Here is a 20057-nt window from a genome sequence, read left to right on the forward strand (position 1 = left end):
ACCCCTCGATATTCCGATGCCGACACCCGATGGACCCGCCCCGCCCCGGACCGTACCGGCCCGCGAACACCGAGTGTCCTAAAGCGTACCGTTCAACGTCGCTCACAACCCATCTACCCAGCGCGAACCCCACCCGACCCCCGCCGATTCGGTAACCGGGGCGGTACCGGCTATCATTTCCACCCGGTGCGCCGAGTTGGCGGAACTGGCAGACGCGACGGTCTCAAAAACCGTTGTCCGAAAGGGCGTGTGGGTTCGAGTCCCACACTCGGCACCATTTTCCGGTGGTGAGAACACCACCTTCACCGGCCCTTCCCTCCCTTCGGCGCGACGGCCGATCGTCTCCTGGAGAATTTCGCGGCCGGATCGAACCGGGCGACGGAGTGTTCCGTATTCACGCGTAGGGTGGATCACACGACCCCGGGATTCAGGAGGTCGCAGGCATGCGGGTCAACCGTCTCACCGCGGATCTGTCGGAATATCCGGATCTGGTGGTGATCTATCTGGGGATGCGGGTCCGCACCCCGCGGGGGATGTTGCGGCTACTGGGACTGGGGCCGAAACTCTATCGCTCGCACCATGATCGGCCCGACGGACTGCTGCGGCACGAGGACATCATCTGGTCGCTGCTACCGCCGCACTGGGGCGCCCGACAATACTGGCGCGACCTGGAGAGCCTGGAACGCTGGACCCGATCACAACCCCATCGTGACTGGTGGCAGCGTTTTCTGCGGGATTCCGGCGGTACCGGATTCTGGCACGAGGCATATTTTCTGCGCGGCGGAATCGACACCATGTACGACGATATGAGCACACCCACCGGACTCGGGGCGATCGCACCCACCCGCGCCATGCGCGGCGCCCTGTTCGGAGCACGCGGCCGCGCCCGCGACAACGCCGACGGTGCCGGAGTGCGTAACGCCGGTCTCGACGGTGACGCGGTCGTCGCACCGGTGGTCGAGGAGACCGCCTACTACGACCCCGGCGACGCGACCTCGGGGCACGGCGAAACCGGTTCCGGCTCAGAAACTTCCGGACAGGAGCATCTGGACTAGTCTCAGCGCCGAGATTCCACCGGTCAGCGAAGATTTGGCAAACGGGCGAGCCCGACACGCGACGGCCAGATGAACATCCCGCGAAATCAGCGGTTTTCGGCCTTTTCGAGCTTCCGCACCGACGTCGGCGCGACTTACCGTATCCCGCATGCACGTCCTGTTCGTCTGCACCGGCAACGTCTGTCGCTCGGTGATCGCCGAACGCCTGACCCGCGCGATGGCGGCCGAACACGGGATCGATGACCTGACCGCCGAGAGCGCCGGTACCCGGGCCCTGGTCGGATTCGGAGTCGAACCGCTTGCGGCACAAACCATCACCGGCCTCGGCGCCGAGGCTGGCAACTTCTCGGCACGCAAGTTGAAGCCGGAGATGATCGCGCGCGCCGAACTGATTCTCACCATGACCGAGCAGATTCGCGACCACATCGTCGAGAGCGATCCCGCGGCGAGTGGCCGCACCTTCACCCTGCTCGAGGCCTACCGCGTGGCCAAGGTCTCCGGTGCCCGCACGGTCGCCGCAATCGACAGTGCGCGTAACGATCTGGCTCTCGTCGGTCGGGAGAACATCGCCGACCCGGTGGGGCTGTCCAGCGAGAAGTACTGCGCCGTAGGCGATCGGATCGCCGAGACACTGGTCCCGCTACTGCTGGCCCTGCACACTCGTCGGCAAGCCGGTTCCGCCACCGACACTCGCGGCCGGCCACGGCTGGTGCTGCTGCCCGGCGGACGGGTCGAGGCGCCACAGCCGCCCGTCGAGCACCTGCGAATCGGGCGCCACGCCTGACGAATCCGCCTGCCGCACCCCGGTCGGGCATGCCACCTGCTCACCGATCCGCTTCCGGGGTTAGACTCCCCGCGGTAACTGCCGACGCCGATGGTTCGACACCGGAACAGGACACAGACATGCCGAAACGAATTTCGGATGTTTCACTCCATGTTTACGTCACACCGGAAACACTCGACCGCGTCGTGCACACCGTGCGCTGCGTGGTCGACGACCACCTCGCCGAGCACGACGTCTTCGCTTGGCGTTTCACCCTTCCCGTCGATGCCGACCAGCCCGCCCACACGCTGCTGGAAACCCAGTGGCGGCTGGACCACCCCGATCGTGATCCGGGCACCCGGCGGACCTACGAGATAGCGCTCAGCCTGGTCGGTGAACCCGAGCAGCTGACCGAGTCCGGCCTCGCCGCACTCGAACACCGCCTACTGCTCGGGATCGCCACCGACTCCGATGCCGTCCCCTATTCGATCCAGGCACTGCACCGCGACAGCTACGACTTCGACGAGAACCGCGAACGGCTGTAGAGCGCGCTCACCCGCTCGTCATTTACGCGCCGGGAAGTGCCGGATCACGCCTTCCTGCACGACGGTGGCCAGCAGCTCACCGGCACGCGAATAGAAGTGGCCGGTGGCCAGGCCGCGCGAACCGGCCGCCACCGGCGACTGGGTGGCGTACAGCGCCCAGTCGTCGAACCGGAACGGACGGTGGAACCAGATCGAGTGGTTCACGGTGGCCGCCACGATCCGGTCGAAACCCCACGACAGGCCGTGGGTGGTGATGATCGAGTCCAGCACCGTGGTGTCCGACGAATAGCCCAGGGTCGCAACATGAATCAGCGGGTCGTCGGGCAGTGTCCCGTCGGCCTTCATCCAGACCCGGTTGTGGTTGAGGGTGCCGCCGGTGCCCTTGAGGATCCACGCCGGATCGTTGGTGTAACGCATGTCGATCGGATGCGGCGCCTGGACGAACATCTGCAGTTTGTCCTCGAGTCCGGAAAAGGACTCCTCCACTCGCGGCAGGCCGTCCGGATCGGGCACCTGCGGCTGCGGGGAGGCGTGTTCGAGGCCCTTGGCCCAGTCCTGGAACGCCGCCAGCATGACGAACAGCTCCTGGTCGTCCTGATAAGCCGTCACCGTGCGATTGGCGAAGGCACGCCCGTCACGGTGCCGCTCGACCCGGTATTCGATCGGCTTGCGTACATCGCCGCCCCGCACGAAATGCGCGTTGACCGCATGCACCGGTCGTCCCGGCCCGACCGTGCGGCCGGCCGCGATGATCGCCTGCGCCACCAGCTGCCCGCCGAAGGTGCGACTCCACACCTTCTCCGGATGATGGCCGAGGAACACGTCCTGCTCGATCTCCTCGATATCGAGGAGATCGAGCAGGACCGCGAGATCGCCGCGGCCCGAAGAATGCGCCTCGGCGCCGACCGATTCGACCGGTGACGCGCTCATGCCGCCTCCTCGCTGACGCGCGGACGCGGTACGACCGCAATGGCGGCCGCGTCCATGGTTCGCTCGCTGCGCTCACTCACGGCTCAGTGGTCCTCCTCACCGATGCGGTGCACGTGGATCAGATTCGTGGACCCGACGGTACCCGGCGGGGAGCCGGCCACGATGACCACCAGATCACCCCTGGTGTAGCGGTTCAGCGACAGCAGTTCCTTGTCGACCTGGCCGATCATCTCGTCGGTGGTGCCGACCGGCGGCACGATGAACGTCTCCACGCCCCAGGTCAGCGCGAGCTGGCTGCGCACCTCCGGCAGCGGGGTGAACGCCAGCAGCGGCAGCGTGGTGTGCAGCCGGGCCAGCCGGCGCACGGTGTCGCCGGACTGGGTGAAGGCGACCAGCGCCTTGGCATTGAGCCGCTCGCCGATATCGCGCGCGGCGTAGGAGATGACACCACGCTTGGTCCGAGGCACGTGGGTCAGCGGCGGCACCCGGGTGGAGGATTCGGATTCCACCGCGTGCACGATGCGCGCCATCGTGCGCACCGTCTCGATCGGATAATCACCGACCGAGGTCTCACCCGAGAGCATCACCGCATCGGCGCCGTCGAGCACCGCGTTGGCCACATCGGAGGCCTCGGCGCGGGTCGGGCGGGAGTTGCTGATCATCGACTCCAGCATCTGGGTGGCGACGATGACGGGTTTGGCGTTCTCCCTTGCCATCTGGATGGACCGCTTCTGTACCAGCGGCACCTGCTCGAGCGGCAGTTCCACCCCGAGGTCACCGCGGGCCACCATGATCGCGTCGAAGGCCAGCACGATCGCCTCGAGATTGTCGATGGCCTCGGGCTTTTCGAGTTTGCCGATCACCGGCACCCGCCGGCCGACCCGATCCATGATGTCGTGCACCAGCTCGATGTCGGAGGGCGAACGCACGAACGACAGCGCGATGAAGTCGACCCCGAGCTTCAGCGCGAATTCCAGGTCCTCGATGTCCTTCTCGGACAACGCCGGTACGGACACGTCCATACCGGGCAGCGAAACGCCCTTGTTGTTGGAGACCGGGCCGCCCTCGGTGACCCGGCACACGACATCGTTGCCGTCCACCCGGAGCACCGTCAGGCCGACCTTGCCGTCGTCGACGAGCAGACGGTCGCCGGCCTTCGCGTCCTCGGCGAGTTGTTTGTAGGTGGTGGAGACGCGATCGTGGGTGCCTTCCACGGCGTCGACCGTGATCCGCACCTCCTCGCCCGTCGCCCACGTGGTACGGCCGTCGGCGAACCTGCCGAGGCGAATCTTGGGCCCCTGCAGATCGGCGAGAATACCGACGGCGCGGTTCATCTGCTCGGCCGCCTGCCGCACCTTGTGATAGTTCTCGGCGTGATCGGCGTGTTCTCCGTGACTGAAATTCAACCGGGCCACGTCCATGCCGCTGTCGACAAGTTCGCGGATCCGATCCTCGGTCGCCGTCGCGGGACCGAGGGTGCACACAATCTTTGTCCGTCGCATCACGGATCGAGCCTAGTCCTGCCGTCGCGACGGCGCCGACCGGCACACCCGTCACCGCTGAACAGCCGATGAACGGGTCGTGTCATGTCCGGCTCAGTCCTGCAGCGGACGGTTGTAGGGGTCGCGCACCTTGCCGGTGAGGATCATGATCGCGTCGATGAAAGGCCATATTCCGCCGAGACCGCAGGTGCAAATGGTGACCAGAAGCTGCGCGACTCCGATTCCGGTGTAGCCGAGGTAGAAGCGGCCGATCCCGAGGCCACCGACGAACAGTTGCAGCAGTCCGGCGGTGAGTTTGGACTTGTCGGACAGGGGTTCGCCGTACATGCTGCGGCCGTAGGGCGCTTCGGGATCCATGCCGTAGGGCGCGGGTGGATAGCCCTGCGGCTGCCCGTAGGGCTGCGCGTACGGGTCGGCGGGCCCGCCATAACCCGGCTGCTGCCCGTACCCGGGCTGACCGTACGGCGCTCCCGGTCCGGTGCCGGGGGCACCGTACTGCGGGCCGTAGCCGGGCTGCGGCTGGTAGGGGTCGGTCATGAGGTCCTCCTCTGCGAGCGGTGGCCGCTCAGCTCTTGTTCGCCTTCTTCCGGCCCCGGCCACGCGTCCGCTCGGGTGTGCTCTGCGCCGTACCGTCCGCCACATCGGTGTCATCGCCGGAAGCGTCCGGATCGTTGCCGACCGCGGCGGAATCGTCCGAATCGGCCGCAGCATGGTTCGATTCGGCGGCAGCGTCTTCCGGATCGGCGGCGGAATCGCCCGATTCGTTCTCGCTCGAGGCGCCCGGATCGGCTGCGGTGTCCGGTTCGCTCGGCGGGACCGGCTCGGTGTCGGCCGCATCGATCGCCGAGTCCTGCGCCGCCGCACCGTGGCGGCGCAGCGCACCCCACTGCCACGGCCACGGCCGGTCACCGCCGGGCGCGAGTTGCGCGGCGGTCTCGCGCCCCTTGGTGGCCAGCGCGAAATATGCCAATGCGCACAGGAATACGATCGCCGAGGTGTAGGAGTTGACGCGGATGCCGAAGATGTGGGTGGCATCGTCGTCGCGCAGCAACTCCACCCAGAAGCGGCCGAAGGTGTAGATGGCCACGTACAGGGCGAACAACCGGCCGTGGCCGACCCGCCAGCGGCGGTCGATCATGATCAGGGCCAGGACGCCGAGCAGATTCCAGACCAGCTCGTAGAGGAAGGTCGGTTGCACGATCTTGTCGACCACGCCGGTGGAGACACCGTTCATCATGTCGAGCTGACCGTCGGAATCGAACCGGAGGTAGATCTCGAGCCCCCACGGCAGATCGGTCTTACGGCCGTAGAGTTCCTGGTTGAAATAGTTGCCGAGGCGGCCGATGCCCTGGGCGAGCAGGATGGCCGGTGCGATGGCATCGCCGAAGGCGGGCAACGGGATCCGATAGACCCGGCAGCCGATCCAGGCGCCGACACCGCCGAGCAGTACCGCACCCCAGATACCGAGGCCGCCCTCCCAGATCTTCAGGGCGTTCATCGGATGCCCGCCCGCGCCGAAATACTTCTCCCAGTCGGTGGCCACATGATAAAGACGCCCGCCGACGAGCCCGAACGGCACCGCGAACATCGCGACGTCCAGGACCGCGCCCGGCTGACCGCCGCGCTCACGCCAGCGCCGCTCCCCCCACCAGATCGCGACGATGATGCCGATGATGATGCAGATCGCGTACGCACGCAGCGGGAACGGGCCCACATCCCACACTCCGCGCGGCGGACTGGGGATATAGGCCAGTACCGCCCCACCGTGCACACTCACGCCGTCTGCCAGGACTGGAAAAGTCACGGGGCCCACCGTAACGGAGGTCACGCGTGCGGCCCAGTTCGCGGGTGCGCTAGCCCGCCGAACCGGCGGCCCGCATCGCCGGCACCCGCGGGTCCTCGTCCGGACTGCCCGTGCCGGTGCCGATCAGCGATCGCAGGCTCTCGCCGATGTAGTAGGTCCAGCCGTCCCGGCATGCATCGAAACATTCACAGCTCGGTATCAGGCCGACATGGGTGAATCGCAGCTCGGTGCCGCCGCCCACCGCAGCGACCTCGAACAGGATCTCGGTGTCGGCCCACTCGCCCTGGTCGCCGGTGAAGGTGAACCGGTTGTCCAGCACCCGCCAGACGACACGCACACCGGGGACCACCTCGGTCACCCGGATGGTGCTGCGATGGACACCGACGACCTCGTAGGTGAACACGTCGCCCGGTTCGGCACTGTCGCCCACGAGCGTTCGTGACCACCAGCCGCGCACATCGCGCACGGCGTCGACGACCTCCTCCGGCGACCGGGACGTGACGAAGGACGTGGTGAAACTCTGCTCGGACATGATTTCTCCCATCGAATGCGGATAGCGGCCAAGATATTCAACCGATTGGTTGAAAATATCGCGGCGGGATGTAATATTCAACCTTATGGTTGAGGATTCTCCGGAGCGGCTGGACGTGGTGTTCCACGCACTGTCGGACACCACTCGCCGGTCGATGTTGCGCAGCCTGGCCCGGCGTCAGCACAGCGTCGGCGAACTCGCCGCGCCGTTCGACATTTCACTGGCGGCCGCGTCCAAGCACATCAAGGTGCTCGAGCGGGCGGGACTCGTCCGGCGCACCGTGCACGGTCGCACCCACATGTGCCGGCTCGACGCCGCACCGCTGCGTGACGGCGCCGAGTGGATGCGCTTCTACGAACGGTTCTGGAGCGACAGCCTCGATGCCCTGGAAACCGCACTACGACAGGAGAACGACGGTGAGTGATTACGGCGAACGGGTGGAGCCCGCCACGATTCGGATCGAACGGCTGCTCCCGGGGCCGATCGAGCGGATATGGGCCTATCTGACCGATATCGACAAACGCGCCCGCTGGCTGGCCGGCGGACTGTTCGAGCAGCACCCCGGCGGCCGGGTCGAGCACGCGTTCCGCATACACGACCTCACCGGCGAAGGTGATCCGGCGGTACCCGCCCATCACGTGCACGGCGCGGTGCTCGAATGGGATCCACCGCACCGGTTGCGCCACACCTGGAGTAGTGACGGCCAAGCCGTCGATTCGGAGGTCAGCTACACCCTGGAACCGCAGGGCGACGAGGTACGGCTGATCCTCGTGCACAGCAAACTGCCGTCACGGGCGGAGATGGTCGACGTGGCCACCGGCTGGCACACTCACCTCGACCTGCTGCGCGCCCGTCTGCGGGAGCGGGCAGCGGAACCGTTCTGGCCGAAATTCACCGCACTGCAACAGGAATACGAGGCGCGACTGGTGTGAGCGTCGCTCGGCGGCGGTCGCGGCCGGTTATCCCGCGACTGTCGCCGAGCGGACGCCCTTCGCCAATTCGGCGGTCAGCGCGCGGACCTCCGCCAGACCCTGCCCCGCCGCCGTGACGAGCGCCGAGCCGACGATGACTCCGTCTGCGTAGGAAGCGATTTCGGCCGCCTGGACACCGTTGCGCACGCCGAGGCCCACCCCGATCGGGATGTCGGAGTGCGCCCGGACCCGGGCACACAGTTCGGGTGCCGCCGAGGACACCGCGTCGCGGGCGCCGGTCACGCCCATGGTGGAGGCGGCGTAGATGAATCCGCTACTGGCCTCGATGGTCTTGACCAGGCGCTCCTCGGTGGAGGAGGGCGCGACCAGGAAGATGCGATCCAGATCGTGGGCACGGGAGGCGTCCAGCCACTCACCGGCCTCTTCCGGAATCAGATTGGGGGTGATCAGACCGGCACCACCGGCGGCCGCCAGATCGCGCGAGAAGCGGTCGACGCCGTACTGCAGCACCGGATTCCAGTAGGTCATCACCACGGCCTTGCCCCCGGCCGCGGTGATCGCCTCGACGACCGAGAAGATGTCGCGCACCCGGACACCACCGCGCAGGGCCTGTTCGGCGGCGGCTTGGATGGTGGGGCCGTCCATCACCGGATCGGAGTAGGCGATACCGACTTCGATGACGTCGCAACCGGATTCGACCATCGCGGTGCACACGTCGATGGATCCGGCGAGGTCCGGATAGCCCGCGGGCAGATAGCCGATCAAGGCGGCACGACCCTCGCCGCGACAGGCTTCGAAGGTCGATTGCAGACGGCTCACGAGTGGTTCTCCTCGGCGGCGGGGCCGTTGTCGTCGAACAGTCCGAACCAGCGCGCCGCGGTATCCATATCCTTGTCGCCGCGCCCGGACAAATTCACCAGGATGATTGCGCCCGAGCCCAGTTCGCGCCCCAACTGCAGGGCGCCGGCCACCGCGTGCGCCGATTCGATGGCGGGGATGATGCCCTCGGTGCGCGACAGCAGCAGCAACGCGTCCATGGCCTCGGTATCGGTCACCGGCCGGTATTCGGCGCGGCCGACATCCTTGAGATAGGCGTGCTCGGGGCCGACGCCGGGATAGTCCAGGCCCGCGGAGATGGAATGCGATTCGATGGTCTGCCCGTCCTCGTCCTGCAACAGGTACGAGTAGGCGCCCTGGAAGGCGCCGGGGCGTCCACCCGCGAAAGTGGCTGCGTGCCTGCCGGTTTCGACGCCGTCACCAGCCGCCTCGAAGCCGACCAGCCGCACCCCTTCGTCGTCGATGAACGGGTGGAAGATGCCGATCGCGTTGGATCCGCCGCCCACGCACGCCACCACGGCGTCGGGCAGCCGACCGGTCTGCGCCCGCACCTGGACCCGAGCCTCGAGCCCGATGACGCGCTGGAAGTCACGCACCATGAGCGGGAACGGATGCGGACCGGCCGCGGTGCCGAAGCAGTAGTAGGTCTGTTCGGCATTGGTGACCCAGTCGCGCAGCGCCTCGTTGATCGCGTCCTTGAGCGTCTGCGAGCCGGTGGTCACGGAGACGACCTCCGCGCCGAGCAGCCGCATCCGGGCGACGTTGAGGGCCTGACGGGCGGTGTCGACCGCACCCATGTAGATCACGCAATCCAGACCCAGCAGCGCGCAGGCGGTCGCGGTGGCGACACCGTGCTGACCGGCGCCGGTCTCGGCGATGACGCGGGTCTTGCCCATCCGATGGGCCAGCAGCGCCTGGCCGAGCACATTGTTGATCTTGTGCGAACCGGTGTGGTTGAGATCCTCGCGCTTGAGCAGGATGCGGGCACCGCCGGCGTGCTCTGCCAGCCCGGCGCATTCGAAGACCGGCGAGGGCCGGCCCGCGTAGTCACGCTGCAACCGGTCGAGTTCGGCCAGGAAATCCGGGTCGACCCGGCATTTGTCGTATTCGGCGGAGACCTCCTCGATCACCGCCATCAATGCCTCGGGTACGTGCCGCCCGCCGTAGACGCCGAAATGGCCGCCGAGATCGGGTTCGTGGCTCCGATCGGTGACACCCGCGCTGGCCGGTGGCAGAACGGGTTCCCGGACATCGGTCATCGGGTGACACCCCGGCGCAGCGGGCGCGGGCAGGAGGGGTGGGTACCGGCGGTGGCCAGTTCGGACACGGCCGCACGCGGATCGCCGCTGGTCACCAGGCTCTCACCGACCAGAACAGCGTCGGCGCCGGCACCGGCGTAGGCGAGCAGATCGGCGGTACCGCTGACCCCGGACTCCGCGATGCGGATGACCTCGGTGGGCAATCCGGGCGCGATCCGGGCGAAGACGTCGCGGTCGACCTCGAGCGTCTTGAGGTTGCGCGCATTGACACCGATGACCGAGGCACCCGCGGTCAGCGCGCGATCGGCCTCCTCCTCGGTGTGGACCTCGACCAGCGCGGTCATTCCCAGCGATTCGGTGCGATCGATCAGCGAGGACAGCACGTCCTGCTCCAGGGCGGCCACGATCAGCAGGATCACATCGGCGCCGTGGGCCCGCGCCTCATGGATCTGATACGGGCCGACGACGAAATCCTTGCGCAGGATCGGCAGGTCGACGACGGCGCGCACGGCGTCCAGGTCGTCGAGGGAACCGTGGAAGCGACGGCCTTCGGTGAGCACGCTGATGATGCGCGCGCCCCCGTCCTCGTACGCCTTCGCCAGGCTCGCCGGGTCGGGAATGTCGGCCAGCTCACCCTTCGAGGGGCTGGCACGCTTGACCTCGGCGATGACTCCGATCCCGTCCGCGTGCAGAGCAGCGCTCGCGTCCCGCGGGGAGGGTGCCGCCGCGGCGGCCTTCTTGACGGCCTGGAAATCCAGGAGGGCCTCACGAGCGGCCACATCCGCCCGGACCCCGTCGAGAATCGAGTCGAGTACCGTCATCTGGCTCGAATCCTTTCTGGGGAGACGGACTTGCAACCTGAGAATCCCCCCAGGTGCTGTCTCACCGATGCTGTTAAAGAGTAATTGGCGGTGTTCACTACGCCGACGGCGGGGTGTGGCGGCCGGCACGAGGCTCGTCGTCGGTCGGGTCGGCACCGGCGTCGAGCGCGTCCCACAACACGCGCTGGGACAGCTCCCCCGGCTCCGGCGACGAGGTCGGCTCGGGTGCGGCGGACGCCTCCGTGGTGTCGGCTCGGCGCCGTCCGGCGACCTCCTCGGCGGCCGCGGCGCGGCGGAACACCGGGTTGTCGTATTTTCCCGACATCCGGGCGGCGGTCTCGGGCATCCGGGCCAGCAACACACCGGCGACGAAGGCCGCGACGGCGCCGATGACGCTGAGCACCGCGGGGAAGGCCGAGGCGGTGGCCACGTCGACATGCGCGCGGGCAGGCAATTCGGCGAGCGTCGCCGCGCGTTCGGCGATCTTCGCGTGCTGGGACAGCAGGGCCGCCCCGGGAATCACGGTCACCGCGCCGACCAGCGCGACCACCACGCCCACCACTCGGCGCAGCCAGCCCTTGGTGGCGAAGACCGCGGCGATCGAGGCCACCAGCACCAACGCGAGCGGGGTCAGCGCACCGAACCACAGCCCGCCGTCGAGGTGCTGGGTGCGCGGTTCGGTGAGACCATCGGAGGAGCGCAGCGTCACCCACGTCATCCGCGAAGATCCCCACAGTGCGATCGCGCCCAGCGCCAGCAGCACGACCGGGAAGACCGGCCGGGCCCGACCGCCCGAGGGCGCCGCTGGCGGTGTACCACCGTCGCCCTCGTCGTCCGGCCGGACGATTCCGCCGGCCGCCGGGGTGGTGGTCGCCGCCACGCCGGAATCCGCCGGCTCCGATTCGGTGGGCGAATTCTGCTGGGCCGATTCGGATTCGGGAGTGGGCTCGGAATTGGTCATAGCACCGCGTTGTCGGGTTCGGGGGTGAAGGTGCGCACGGTACGCGCCGCGGCGACGGCCTTGAGCACCGCCATCGCCTTGTTGCGCGACTCCTCGTCCTCGTAGTCGGGCTGGGAGTCGGCCACGATGCCGGCACCGGCCTGGACGTAGGCGACACCGTCCTTGAGCAGGGCGGTGCGAATCGCGATGGCGGTATCGGCGTCACCGGCGAAATCGAGGTAGCCGACCACCCCGGCGTACACACCGCGGCGGGTGGGCTCGTTCTCCTCGATCAGTTCCATCGCCCGCACCTTCGGCGCGCCCGACAGAGTGCCTGCCGGGAAGCAGGCCCGCACCGCGTCGAGGGCGATGCGCCCGGCGGCCAGGCGGCCGATCACGGTCGAGACCAGATGCATCACGTGGCTGTAGCGTTCGATGTGCCGGTACTGGGTCACGCGGACCGAACCCGGTTCACACACCCGGCCCAGATCGTTGCGGCCCAGGTCGACGAGCATCAGATGTTCGGCGTTCTCCTTGGCATCGGCCAGCAGATCTTTCTCGAGGAGCAGATCGTCGGACTCGGTGCTGCCACGATGGCGGGTGCCGGCGATCGGATGTGTCGTCGCCACACCGTCTTTCACGGTGACCAAGGCTTCCGGACTCGACCCGACGATCGAGAACGCCGTGTTCCCGGCACCGTCGGGGATGTGCATCAGATACATGTACGGACTGGGGTTGGACGCGCGCAGCATCCGGTAGACGTCGAGCGGGGCACCGTCGAAGTCCATTTCGAAGCGCTGCGACAACACCACCTGGAAGGCCTCGCCGGCCTCGATCTCGCCGACCAGCCGGCGCACGCCGGCACCGAAGTCTTCGGTGGTGCGGCGGCGGACGTAGTCGGGTTCCGGGCGGTCGAAGACCGAGACCGTGGAATCGGCCGGAGCCGCCAGCGCCGCGGTCATCCGATCCAGCCGCGCCACGGCGTCGTCGTAGGCCTCGTCGACGCGCTCATCGGTGCCGTTCCAGTTCACGGCATTGGCGATGAGGGTGATCGCGCCCTCGTGATGATCGAAGGCGGCCAGGTCCGTGGCCAGCAGCATGACCATCTCCGGTACCCGCAGATCGTCGGTGGTCAACTCGGGCAGCCGCTCGATGCGGCGCACGATGTCGTAACCGAGGTAACCGACCAGCCCGCCGGTCAGCGGCGGGAGATCCGGTAGCCGTTCGGTGCGCAGCAACTCGAGCGTGTCGTGCAGCGCCTGCAGCGGATCACCCCCCGCGGGGGCGTCGGCGGGCGTGGTGCCCAGCCACGTGGCCTGGCCGTCGACCACCGTCAGCGCGGTGGGACTGCCCGCGCCGATGAACGACCAGCGCGACCAGGACCGGCCGTTCTCCGCCGACTCGAGCAGAAAGGTGCCCGGACGGTCGGCGGCCAGTTTGCGATAGGTGGACAACGGGGTTTCCGAATCCGCCAGCACCTTGCGAGTCACCGGAACCACCCGGTGCGCGGCCGCGAGGACGCGGAACTGGTCACGAGTGGTGGTGGTCGCGGTCTCCGGACGGTCGAATGCGGCGCCGTGCATACCGGACATCATTCCAGTCGGCCGCAACCGGGATTCCCTGGCCCCGTCCCGGCCGCCGGGTACCGATTCGGCAACGCTGCCAGCCATGCCCGCGACGGCGGCGAATAACGGGAACCGAAACCCATGCCGTTCGGCGAAAGGAATTCCCTACCGATGTACCCCTCCCACCCGGGCACACCCGAGGTCGGCGCACCACGTCCGCCGATGCCCGGCCACTCCCGGCCACCGGCGACCCGGCCGTTGCCCGGCAGCCGCGTGAACAGCGCGCTGGCCTCGTTCGTGACCTACGCCAAGGCGCTGGAAACGTTGGACCGCAACAATTTTCCCGATGAGTACGCCGAACATTCCGATCGCATCAAGGAATTGCGGCCGCTCCTGAAAGCCCACGGCATCCTCGACGTCATGCAGATCAAGAATCCGGAGGTCGCCGCCCTCGTCGGCGGCTGACCCGCCCACTGTCGCCGGGGGTATCGGGCGTACACACCGCCCGGTACCCTCGCGACTGTGAAAAAAGGCCAGCGCGCTCCCGGGTTCGAACTCCCCGACCAGTCCGGCACCGTCCGGTCGCTCGACTCCCTGCTGGCCGACGGCCCCCTGGTCCTGTTCTTCTTCCCGGCCGCCAATACCCCGGTGTGTACCGCGGAGGCGTGCCATTTCCGCGATCTCACAAGCGAATTCGCCGCCCTCGGCGCGAGCCGCGTGGGAATCAGCACCGATTCGGTCGACACCCAGGCCGGTTTCGATCAGGCGCAGAGCCTGGGCTATCCACTGTTGTCCGACAGCGACGGCGTCGTCGCCGAACGTTTCGGCGTCAAGCGCTCCGGGCTGATCGGCGGACTGCTCGGCAGCGTCATGCCGGTCAAACGGCAGACCTTCGTCATCGATACCGATCGCACCGTGCTCGCGGTGATCTCCGGGGAACTGCGCGCGAACGTCCATGCCGACTCGGCACTGGCCGCATTGCGCGAACATCGCGCCTGAACCGCGGCAGATGCCTCTCGCAAGTCACCATCGATGCGCGTTCCATACCGATTCGCTACCGCCACGCAAACGGCAACTGCGCCCACCGGCGGGCGCGAAACCGATACGGCATCGACACCGGCCGACCCTCCGATGAATGGTTTATAACCAGGGAATATCAATGTGCGGACAGCCTCCGCACCACTACCCCAACAGGGTGATGACTGTCACGTCCTGGACAACCGTACTGACGGTCGAGCGAAATCGTGGCAAACTTGTTGGTCGCGAGTGACGGTGAATTGAAGTTTCAACGGTCGTTAGCTTTGTGAACGATTGCGTCACTGGGGCAGCAAGGAAGGCACGAAGTGACGGAATGGCTCAATCCCACCGAACAGCGAGCATGGCGCGCCCTGGTCGCATTGACCACGCGGCTACCGGCGGCCATGGATACCCAGCTGCAGCGCGATGCGGGGATGACGCATTTCGAGTACTTCCTCATGACGCTGCTGTCCGAACAGCCCGGGCACCGGCTGCAACTCAGTGAACTGGCTTCCAGCGCGAACGCGTCGTTATCGCGGCTGTCGCACGTGATCACCAAGATGGAACGAGTCGGCTGGGCGCGACGGGAAGCCGTGCGCGGGCGCCGCGGTGCCAGCGCGGTGCTGACCGACGCCGGCTACCACCGGTGGGACCAGGCGACACCCGCCTATCTCGAGGCCGTCCGGGGCCTGGTTTTCGACGGGATCGACGATCGCCAGGTCGATCAGTTGCTCAGCCTGTGCACCACGCTGGTGACCCAGCTCGACACCGGTCTCGCACACGGTATCGGCCGCGCGGACGGGCTACCCGATCCACCCACGTCCGAGCCCGCGGCGAGCAGCTCGAACTGAGCGCGGTCACCGCGCGTCGGCGAGCAGCAGATCACCGTCCCAGCAGGTGTGGCTGCCGGTGTGGCAGGCCGCGCCCTGCTGATCCACGATCAGCAGGACGGCATCGCCGTCGCAGTCCAGCCGGACCTCGTGCACGTACTGGGTGTGCCCGGAGGTCTCCCCTTTGACCCAGTACTGCTGCCGGGAACGGGAGTAGTAGGTGGCGCGGCGGGTGGCCAGCGTGCGAGCCAGCGCCTCGTCGTCCATCCACGCCATCATCAACACATCTCCGGTGCCGCGCTCCTGGGCGATCGCCGCGACCAGGCCCGCCTCGTTGCGCTTGAGCCGGGCGGCCACGGCGGGATCCAAACTCGTACCCATCGTCATATCTGTCTCCTCGGTCAGCGGACGGTGATGCCCTGATCCCGCATCGCGGATTTGACCTGCGGAATCGTCAGATCACCGAAGTGGAAGACGCTCGCCGCGAGCACCGCGTCCGCCCCGGTCGCCACGGCCGGCGCGAAATGCTCGACCTGTCCGGCGCCACCACTGGCGATGATCGGCACCGACACCGCGGCGCGCACCGAGCTGATCAAGGGCAGATCGAATCCGCCCTTGGTGCCGTCGGCGTCCATCGAGTTGAGCAGAATCTCGCCCACACCCAGTTCCGCGCCGCGCACCGCCCATTCGATCGCATCGATGCCGGTACCGCGCTTACCGCCGTGCGTGGTCACCTCCCAGCCGGACGGGGTGGGTGTGCCGGTGTCGGGGACGCGGCGCGCGTCCACCGACAGCACGATGCACTGGGAACCGAAACGCTGCGCCATCTCGCGCAGGATCTCGGGGTTCGCGATGGCGGCGGTGTTCACCGACACCTTGTCCGCTCCCGCGCGCAGCAGCCGGTCCACATCCTCGACTGTGCGCACACCGCCGCCGACCGTGAGCGGGATGAAGATCTGCTCGGCCGTGCGGGTGACCACGTCGATCATGGTGCCGCGGTCGCCGCTCGAGGCGGTGACGTCGAGGAAGGTCAGCTCGTCGGCCCCCTGCGCGTCGTAGGCCGCGGCCAGCTCGACCGGGTCACCGGCGTCACGCAGGTTCTCGAAGTTCACGCCCTTGACCACCCGGCCGGCGTCGACGTCCAGGCACGGAATCACGCGTACCGCGAGTGTCATTGCGTCCCTTCCGAATTCTCGTCCCGCTCGGCGGGATCGTCCCGCTCGGCGGCGCGATCGACGGCGCTGTCGATCATTTCCAGCAGTTCTTCGTGCACGCCGGGAGCGGCGGCCAGGACCGACCGAGAGGTGATCGACCACGGCTCACCGCGCAGATCGGTCACCACCCCACCGGCCGCGCGGACCAGCGCCACCCCGGCGGCGTTGTCCCAAGGATGGTGGCCGAACACCACCGCGCCGCCCAGCACACCGGATGCGGTGTAGGCCAGGTCGATTCCGGTGGAACCGTGCATGCGCATCCGGCTGGACAGGCGGCTGAGCGCGCCCAGCAGATCGAAGCGGAACCGGCCCGGAATCCGGCCGTGCGCATCGATGTTGAAGGTACCGAAGCCGATCATGGCATCGGCCAGCCGACCGGATTCCAAGGGCGGCAGCGGCTTTCCGTTCAGCAGCAGCGGCCCGCCGACGGCCGCGGCGTACCGGTGTTCCAGCAGCGGCAACCAGGTCAGCCCGAGTACCGGCTGACCATCGTCGACCAGCGCCAGCAGCATTCCCGACAGCGGATGACCGGCCGAGTAGTTGAAGGTGCCGTCGATCGGATCGAGTACCCATGCGGTGCCCGAGCTCAGCTCCGGACCGCCGAATTCCTCACCGTGCACCGGGATTCCGGTGCGGTCCAGCAATTGCCGCGACAGCGTGCGTTCGAGCTCGAGGTCGAGTGCGGTGGCGAAATCACCGCGGCCCTTCTGCACCGCGCTGGGCGCCCCGACTCCTTCGACGAAACGTGGTGTCGCACTGTCGAGTATCTCGCTCGCCGTGGCGAGCAGTGCGGCCCGGTCGAAGGCGGCGGCGCACACGTCAGCGAACCGCGTCCAACGCCTCGGGCAGGGTGAAACGCCCGGCGTACAAGGCTTTTCCGACGATCGCGCCTTCGACACCGTCGGGTACCAGCCCGGAGATGGCACGCAGATCGTCGAGGGTCGAGACGCCGCCCGAGGCGATCACCGGCGCATCGGTGGCCGCGCACACCTGCCGCAGGATATCCAGATTGGGCCCCTGCAGGGTGCCGTCCTTGCTGACATCGGTGACCACGTAGCGGCTGCATCCGTCACGTTCGAGGCGTTCGAGCACCTCCCACAGATCGCCGCCGTCGCTCACCCAGCCACGGCCCCGCAACCGGTACTGGCCGTCGATGATCCGCACATCCAGGCCGACCGCGACCCGGTCGCCGTATTCGGCGATGGCCCGCGCGCACCATTGCGGATCTTCGAGCGCCGCGGTGCCGAGGTTGACCCGGGCACAGCCGGTGGCCATGGCGGCCTTCAGCGACTCGTCGTCGCGGATGCCGCCGGACAGCTCGACCTTCACATCGAGCTCACCGACCACCTCGGCGAGCAGTTCCCGATTGGAACCGCGCCCGAACGCCGCATCCAGATCCACCAGATGCACCCATTCGGCACCCGCCTGCTGCCAGGCCAGCGCGGCCTCACGGGGAGCGCCGTAGCCGGTTTCGCTACCGGCCTCCCCCTGGACCAGGCGCACGGCCTCACCATTGGCGACATCGACGGCGGGTAGCAGCACAAGACTCACGTGTGCAGCCTACTGGCAACCGGTTGGCGTCGCGGTGCCGGGATGTCGCATATGGGACGCCGGTCACGACCGCAAGGACGAACCTCACACGTTTGGGCTGGATATCGCCGGGCAATTCCGGACAATGCGCGTGTCACCGTACGCGAGCGGTCCTTGCCGACGGTCTCCGCGTACGTACCCTGGGGCGGGGGCACGTACTGCCCACGATGTCGACGAAGAGGATCTACCCCATGTCCCGGATCACGTTGCGGCCCATCGCGATCGCACTACCGTGCGCTGCGATCGGGGCGGCACTGGCCGTGACCCCGACCGCGGCCGCCACCCCCACCGACCCGATTCAGTTGGCGGCCTGCGATTTCGGCCGTCAGTTCACCACCTACGACTGGGCGGGATACGACGACTACAACCGTCGCGTCCTGGACCTGTCGACGGGAGCGTTCCGCGACCAGTTCACCGCCTCGGCGCCGGACCGGCGCGCACAGGCTTCCGCCGGGCACACCCGCTCGGAGGCCATGACGGTGGAGTGCCGCACCGATGTCGACGATCCCGAACATCCGCAGCTGGTGGTAACGGTGCAGCAGTCGACCTGCAGTGACGCCACCCTCGGGCTGCCGCGGCCGCAGCGCACCTCGATGCGGGTGGTCCTCGATCACGTCGACGGACGCTGGCTCGCCGGGCGGGTCGAGATGCTGCCCCAGCCCTGAGCCACCCGGATCACAGCGAGGCGACCCAGTTCCCGAGCAGCTGCGCCCCCGCATCACCGGACTTCTCCGGATGGAACTGGGTGGCGCACAGCGGCCCGTTCTCGACCGCCGCCAGGAACGGCCCGCCGTGTTCGGCCCAGATCAATCTGGCCGGGGCGAGGATGCCCTCGTCTTCCCACTCCCATTTCTGCGCGGCGTAGGAGTGCACGAAGTAGAAGCGGGTCTGCGGATCCATACCCGCGAACAGCACACTGTCGGCGGGTGCGGTCACGGTGTTCCAGCCCATGTGCGGAAGTACCTGCGCCGGTAGCCGTTCCACACTGCCGGGCCACTGACCGCACCCCTCGGTCTCGACGCCGAATTCGACACCGCGCTCGAACAGGATCTGCATGCCGACACAGATGCCGAGCACCGGGCGGCCACCGGCGAGCCGGGTTCCGATGATCCGCTCTCCGCGCACCTTCGTGAGCCCCGCCATACACGCGGCGAAGGCGCCGACCCCCGGAACGACCAGGCCGTCGGCATTGAGCGCGATCTCCGGATCGGCGGTCACCGTCACCTCGGCACCGGTCCGCGCCAGGGCGCGGGCGGCGGAGTGCAGATTGCCGGAACCGTAGTCCAGCAGTGCGACCGAAACGTTCACAGCGTTCCCTTCGTGGACGGCACCCCGGTGACCCGCGGATCGGGTTCCACCGCGGCCCGCAGCGCCCGTGCGACGGCCTTGAACTCGGCCTCGGTGATGTGGTGCTGATCGCGGCCGTAGAGCACCCGTACGTGCAGCGCGATCCGGGCGTTGAGCGCGATGGATTCGAAGACGTGCCGATTGAGCACGGTCGAGTAGGACGCGCCCGGGCCCGCACTGGGGATCACGGTCTGCAGCAGCCGTTCCGGTTCACCGTCGTGGACGCAATACGGCCGCCCGGACACGTCGACCACCGCGTGGGCGAGGGTCTCGTCCATCGGGATGAAGCAATCGCCGAAGCGGCGGATGCCCTTCTTGTCACCGAGCGCCTGCCCCAGCGCCTGGCCGAGGACGATGGCGGTGTCCTCCACCGTGTGGTGGGCCTCGATCTCGATGTCCCCCTTCGCCCGCACGGTCAGATCGAAACTGCCGTGCTGGCCGAAGGCGGTGAGCATGTGATCGTAGAACGGGACGCCGGTGCTGATGTCGGTGCGGCCGGTGCCGTCCAGATTCAGCTCGACGACGATGCTCGACTCCCGGGTGGTGCGTTCCACCCGCGCGGTTCGGTTCATAC

Annotated in this window: 25 protein-coding genes and 1 tRNA gene; 10 read left to right on the forward strand and 16 right to left on the reverse strand. The window is 67.8% G+C overall.

Annotation, left to right across the window (positions count from 1 at the left end; genetic code table 11):
* Positions 1 to 190: 190 nt before the first annotated feature.
* The 4 genes from AB0L57_RS17265 (at position 191) to AB0L57_RS17280 (ending at position 2363) form a co-directional block, all read left to right on the forward strand.
* A tRNA-Leu gene (locus AB0L57_RS17265) sits at positions 191 to 277 on the forward strand.
* A gap of 166 nt (positions 278 to 443) precedes the next feature.
* Positions 444 to 1055 (forward strand): phenylacetaldoxime dehydratase family protein, encoded by a 612-nt coding sequence (locus tag AB0L57_RS17270; RefSeq protein ID WP_364962702.1) that lies wholly within the window; start codon positions 444 to 446, stop codon positions 1053 to 1055.
* Positions 1056 to 1203: 148 nt separating this feature from the next.
* Positions 1204 to 1839, forward strand: coding sequence for a low molecular weight phosphatase family protein (locus tag AB0L57_RS17275; protein WP_364962705.1), 636 nt, complete (start codon positions 1204 to 1206; stop codon positions 1837 to 1839).
* 119 nt (positions 1840 to 1958) lie between these two features.
* Positions 1959 to 2363: a hypothetical protein gene (locus tag AB0L57_RS17280; protein WP_364962708.1), complete on the forward strand. Its 405-nt coding sequence runs from the start codon at positions 1959 to 1961 to the stop codon at positions 2361 to 2363.
* Positions 2364 to 2381: 18 nt separating this feature from the next.
* On the opposite strand, the gene AB0L57_RS17285 is transcribed toward AB0L57_RS17280, so the two are convergent.
* The 5 genes from AB0L57_RS17285 to AB0L57_RS17305 form a co-directional block, all read right to left on the reverse strand.
* Positions 2382 to 3293: an acyl-CoA thioesterase II gene (locus AB0L57_RS17285; RefSeq protein ID WP_364962711.1), complete on the reverse strand. Its 912-nt coding sequence runs from the start codon at positions 3291 to 3293 to the stop codon at positions 2382 to 2384.
* A gap of 83 nt (positions 3294 to 3376) precedes the next feature.
* Positions 3377 to 4798, reverse strand: a complete 1422-nt coding sequence (pyk, locus tag AB0L57_RS17290; protein WP_364962714.1) for a pyruvate kinase — start codon at positions 4796 to 4798, stop codon at positions 3377 to 3379.
* 90 nt (positions 4799 to 4888) lie between these two features.
* On the reverse strand, positions 4889 to 5332 hold the full coding sequence (locus AB0L57_RS17295; RefSeq protein ID WP_364962716.1) for a TM2 domain-containing protein: 444 nt from the start codon (positions 5330 to 5332) through the stop codon (positions 4889 to 4891).
* 28 nt (positions 5333 to 5360) lie between these two features.
* Positions 5361 to 6599 carry a prolipoprotein diacylglyceryl transferase gene (gene lgt, locus AB0L57_RS17300; RefSeq protein ID WP_364962719.1) on the reverse strand — a complete coding sequence of 413 codons (1239 nt, stop codon included), beginning with the start codon at positions 6597 to 6599 and terminating at the stop codon, positions 5361 to 5363.
* Between the two features lie 49 nt (positions 6600 to 6648).
* Positions 6649 to 7131 carry an SRPBCC domain-containing protein gene (locus AB0L57_RS17305; RefSeq protein ID WP_364962722.1) on the reverse strand — a complete coding sequence of 161 codons (483 nt, stop codon included), beginning with the start codon at positions 7129 to 7131 and terminating at the stop codon, positions 6649 to 6651.
* A gap of 85 nt (positions 7132 to 7216) precedes the next feature.
* Between AB0L57_RS17305 and AB0L57_RS17310 the strand changes: the two genes are divergently transcribed.
* Both AB0L57_RS17310 and AB0L57_RS17315 read left to right on the forward strand, forming a co-directional pair.
* Positions 7217 to 7555, forward strand: a complete 339-nt coding sequence (locus tag AB0L57_RS17310) for a metalloregulator ArsR/SmtB family transcription factor (RefSeq protein ID WP_364962725.1) — start codon at positions 7217 to 7219, stop codon at positions 7553 to 7555.
* Entirely contained in the window at positions 7548 to 8063 is a 516-nt protein-coding gene (locus tag AB0L57_RS17315; protein WP_364962728.1) for an SRPBCC family protein, read from the forward strand. The genes AB0L57_RS17310 and AB0L57_RS17315 overlap by 8 nt, the downstream gene beginning before the upstream one ends.
* A 27-nt stretch (positions 8064 to 8090) precedes the next feature.
* Here the strand turns inward: AB0L57_RS17315 and trpA are convergent, their stop codons facing one another.
* From trpA to AB0L57_RS17340, 5 genes are all read right to left on the reverse strand, one after another.
* Positions 8091 to 8882 carry a tryptophan synthase subunit alpha gene (gene trpA / locus AB0L57_RS17320; RefSeq protein WP_364962730.1) on the reverse strand — a complete coding sequence of 264 codons (792 nt, stop codon included), beginning with the start codon at positions 8880 to 8882 and terminating at the stop codon, positions 8091 to 8093.
* On the reverse strand, positions 8879 to 10159 hold the full coding sequence (gene trpB, locus AB0L57_RS17325; RefSeq protein ID WP_364962732.1) for a tryptophan synthase subunit beta: 1281 nt from the start codon (positions 10157 to 10159) through the stop codon (positions 8879 to 8881). The genes trpA and trpB overlap by 4 nt, the downstream gene beginning before the upstream one ends.
* On the reverse strand, positions 10156 to 10980 hold the full coding sequence (gene trpC, locus AB0L57_RS17330) for an indole-3-glycerol phosphate synthase TrpC (protein WP_364962734.1): 825 nt from the start codon (positions 10978 to 10980) through the stop codon (positions 10156 to 10158). Before trpC ends, trpB begins: the two co-directional genes overlap by 4 nt.
* A gap of 97 nt (positions 10981 to 11077) precedes the next feature.
* Positions 11078 to 11941 carry a TIGR02234 family membrane protein gene (locus tag AB0L57_RS17335; protein WP_364962737.1) on the reverse strand — a complete coding sequence of 288 codons (864 nt, stop codon included), beginning with the start codon at positions 11939 to 11941 and terminating at the stop codon, positions 11078 to 11080.
* Positions 11938 to 13503: an anthranilate synthase component I gene (locus AB0L57_RS17340; RefSeq protein WP_364963450.1), complete on the reverse strand. Its 1566-nt coding sequence runs from the start codon at positions 13501 to 13503 to the stop codon at positions 11938 to 11940. The genes AB0L57_RS17335 and AB0L57_RS17340 overlap by 4 nt, the downstream gene beginning before the upstream one ends.
* A gap of 153 nt (positions 13504 to 13656) precedes the next feature.
* Between AB0L57_RS17340 and AB0L57_RS17345 the strand changes: the two genes are divergently transcribed.
* The 3 genes from AB0L57_RS17345 (at position 13657) to AB0L57_RS17355 (ending at position 15353) form a co-directional block, all read left to right on the forward strand.
* Complete coding sequence (locus AB0L57_RS17345) at positions 13657 to 13950, forward strand: hypothetical protein (RefSeq protein ID WP_364962740.1); 294 nt, start codon at positions 13657 to 13659, stop codon at positions 13948 to 13950.
* A 57-nt stretch (positions 13951 to 14007) separates the two neighbouring features.
* Positions 14008 to 14484 (forward strand): peroxiredoxin, encoded by a 477-nt coding sequence (locus AB0L57_RS17350; RefSeq protein ID WP_364962742.1) that lies wholly within the window; start codon positions 14008 to 14010, stop codon positions 14482 to 14484.
* Between the two features lie 344 nt (positions 14485 to 14828).
* Positions 14829 to 15353: a MarR family transcriptional regulator gene (locus AB0L57_RS17355; protein WP_364962745.1), complete on the forward strand. Its 525-nt coding sequence runs from the start codon at positions 14829 to 14831 to the stop codon at positions 15351 to 15353.
* A gap of 6 nt (positions 15354 to 15359) precedes the next feature.
* On the opposite strand, the gene hisI is transcribed toward AB0L57_RS17355, so the two are convergent.
* The 4 genes from hisI to priA are packed head-to-tail and all read right to left on the reverse strand — an operon-like array spanning position 15360 to position 18097.
* Positions 15360 to 15713 (reverse strand): phosphoribosyl-AMP cyclohydrolase, encoded by a 354-nt coding sequence (hisI, locus tag AB0L57_RS17360; protein ID WP_364963453.1) that lies wholly within the window; start codon positions 15711 to 15713, stop codon positions 15360 to 15362.
* 20 nt (positions 15714 to 15733) lie between these two features.
* On the reverse strand, positions 15734 to 16507 hold the full coding sequence (gene hisF / locus AB0L57_RS17365) for an imidazole glycerol phosphate synthase subunit HisF (protein WP_364962747.1): 774 nt from the start codon (positions 16505 to 16507) through the stop codon (positions 15734 to 15736).
* Positions 16504 to 17364, reverse strand: a complete 861-nt coding sequence (locus AB0L57_RS17370; RefSeq protein ID WP_364962751.1) for an inositol monophosphatase family protein — start codon at positions 17362 to 17364, stop codon at positions 16504 to 16506. Before AB0L57_RS17370 ends, hisF begins: the two co-directional genes overlap by 4 nt.
* A gap of 1 nt (position 17365) precedes the next feature.
* On the reverse strand, positions 17366 to 18097 hold the full coding sequence (gene priA / locus AB0L57_RS17375) for a bifunctional 1-(5-phosphoribosyl)-5-((5-phosphoribosylamino)methylideneamino)imidazole-4-carboxamide isomerase/phosphoribosylanthranilate isomerase PriA (protein WP_364962754.1): 732 nt from the start codon (positions 18095 to 18097) through the stop codon (positions 17366 to 17368).
* Between the two features lie 230 nt (positions 18098 to 18327).
* On the opposite strand from priA, the gene AB0L57_RS17380 reads away from it, so the two are divergent.
* Positions 18328 to 18801 carry a hypothetical protein gene (locus AB0L57_RS17380; protein ID WP_364962757.1) on the forward strand — a complete coding sequence of 158 codons (474 nt, stop codon included), beginning with the start codon at positions 18328 to 18330 and terminating at the stop codon, positions 18799 to 18801.
* Positions 18802 to 18811: 10 nt separating this feature from the next.
* Here the strand turns inward: AB0L57_RS17380 and hisH are convergent, their stop codons facing one another.
* Both hisH and hisB read right to left on the reverse strand, forming a co-directional pair.
* Positions 18812 to 19444, reverse strand: a complete 633-nt coding sequence (hisH, locus tag AB0L57_RS17385; RefSeq protein WP_364962759.1) for an imidazole glycerol phosphate synthase subunit HisH — start codon at positions 19442 to 19444, stop codon at positions 18812 to 18814.
* The gene (gene hisB / locus AB0L57_RS17390) at positions 19441 to 20055 is read right to left on the reverse strand and encodes an imidazoleglycerol-phosphate dehydratase HisB (protein ID WP_364962762.1); all 615 of its coding nucleotides are present in this window, start codon (positions 20053 to 20055) and stop codon (positions 19441 to 19443) included. Before hisB ends, hisH begins: the two co-directional genes overlap by 4 nt.
* Positions 20056 to 20057: the final 2 nt, after the last annotated feature.

Source organism: Nocardia sp. NPDC052254, from assembly GCF_040679495.1.
In the GTDB taxonomy this organism is placed as follows: Bacteria; Actinomycetota; Actinomycetes; order Mycobacteriales; family Mycobacteriaceae; genus Nocardia.

Bases quoted from the DNA above. Each gene is read 5' to 3' on its own strand.
- AB0L57_RS17310 (WP_364962725.1), top strand. From the start codon at position 7,217: ATGGTTGAGGATTCTCCGGAGCGGCTGGACGTGGTGTTCCACGCACTG.
- AB0L57_RS17275 (WP_364962705.1), top strand. From the start codon at position 1,204: ATGCACGTCCTGTTCGTCTGCACCGGCAACGTCTGTCGCTCGGTGATC.
- trpC (WP_364962734.1), bottom strand. From the start codon at position 10,980: ATGACGGTACTCGACTCGATTCTCGACGGGGTCCGGGCGGATGTGGCC.
- trpB (WP_364962732.1), bottom strand. From the start codon at position 10,159: ATGACCGATGTCCGGGAACCCGTTCTGCCACCGGCCAGCGCGGGTGTC.
- hisF (WP_364962747.1), bottom strand. From the start codon at position 16,507: ATGACACTCGCGGTACGCGTGATTCCGTGCCTGGACGTCGACGCCGGC.
- AB0L57_RS17270 (WP_364962702.1), top strand. From the start codon at position 444: ATGCGGGTCAACCGTCTCACCGCGGATCTGTCGGAATATCCGGATCTG.
- AB0L57_RS17305 (WP_364962722.1), bottom strand. From the start codon at position 7,131: ATGTCCGAGCAGAGTTTCACCACGTCCTTCGTCACGTCCCGGTCGCCG.
- hisI (WP_364963453.1), bottom strand. From the start codon at position 15,713: ATGGGTACGAGTTTGGATCCCGCCGTGGCCGCCCGGCTCAAGCGCAAC.
- AB0L57_RS17335 (WP_364962737.1), bottom strand. From the start codon at position 11,941: ATGACCAATTCCGAGCCCACTCCCGAATCCGAATCGGCCCAGCAGAAT.
- AB0L57_RS17280 (WP_364962708.1), top strand. From the start codon at position 1,959: ATGCCGAAACGAATTTCGGATGTTTCACTCCATGTTTACGTCACACCG.
- AB0L57_RS17340 (WP_364963450.1), bottom strand. From the start codon at position 13,503: ATGCACGGCGCCGCATTCGACCGTCCGGAGACCGCGACCACCACCACT.
- AB0L57_RS17345 (WP_364962740.1), top strand. From the start codon at position 13,657: ATGTACCCCTCCCACCCGGGCACACCCGAGGTCGGCGCACCACGTCCG.
- hisB (WP_364962762.1), bottom strand. From the start codon at position 20,055: ATGAACCGAACCGCGCGGGTGGAACGCACCACCCGGGAGTCGAGCATC.
- AB0L57_RS17295 (WP_364962716.1), bottom strand. From the start codon at position 5,332: ATGACCGACCCCTACCAGCCGCAGCCCGGCTACGGCCCGCAGTACGGT.
- AB0L57_RS17380 (WP_364962757.1), top strand. From the start codon at position 18,328: ATGTCCCGGATCACGTTGCGGCCCATCGCGATCGCACTACCGTGCGCT.
- AB0L57_RS17285 (WP_364962711.1), bottom strand. From the start codon at position 3,293: ATGAGCGCGTCACCGGTCGAATCGGTCGGCGCCGAGGCGCATTCTTCG.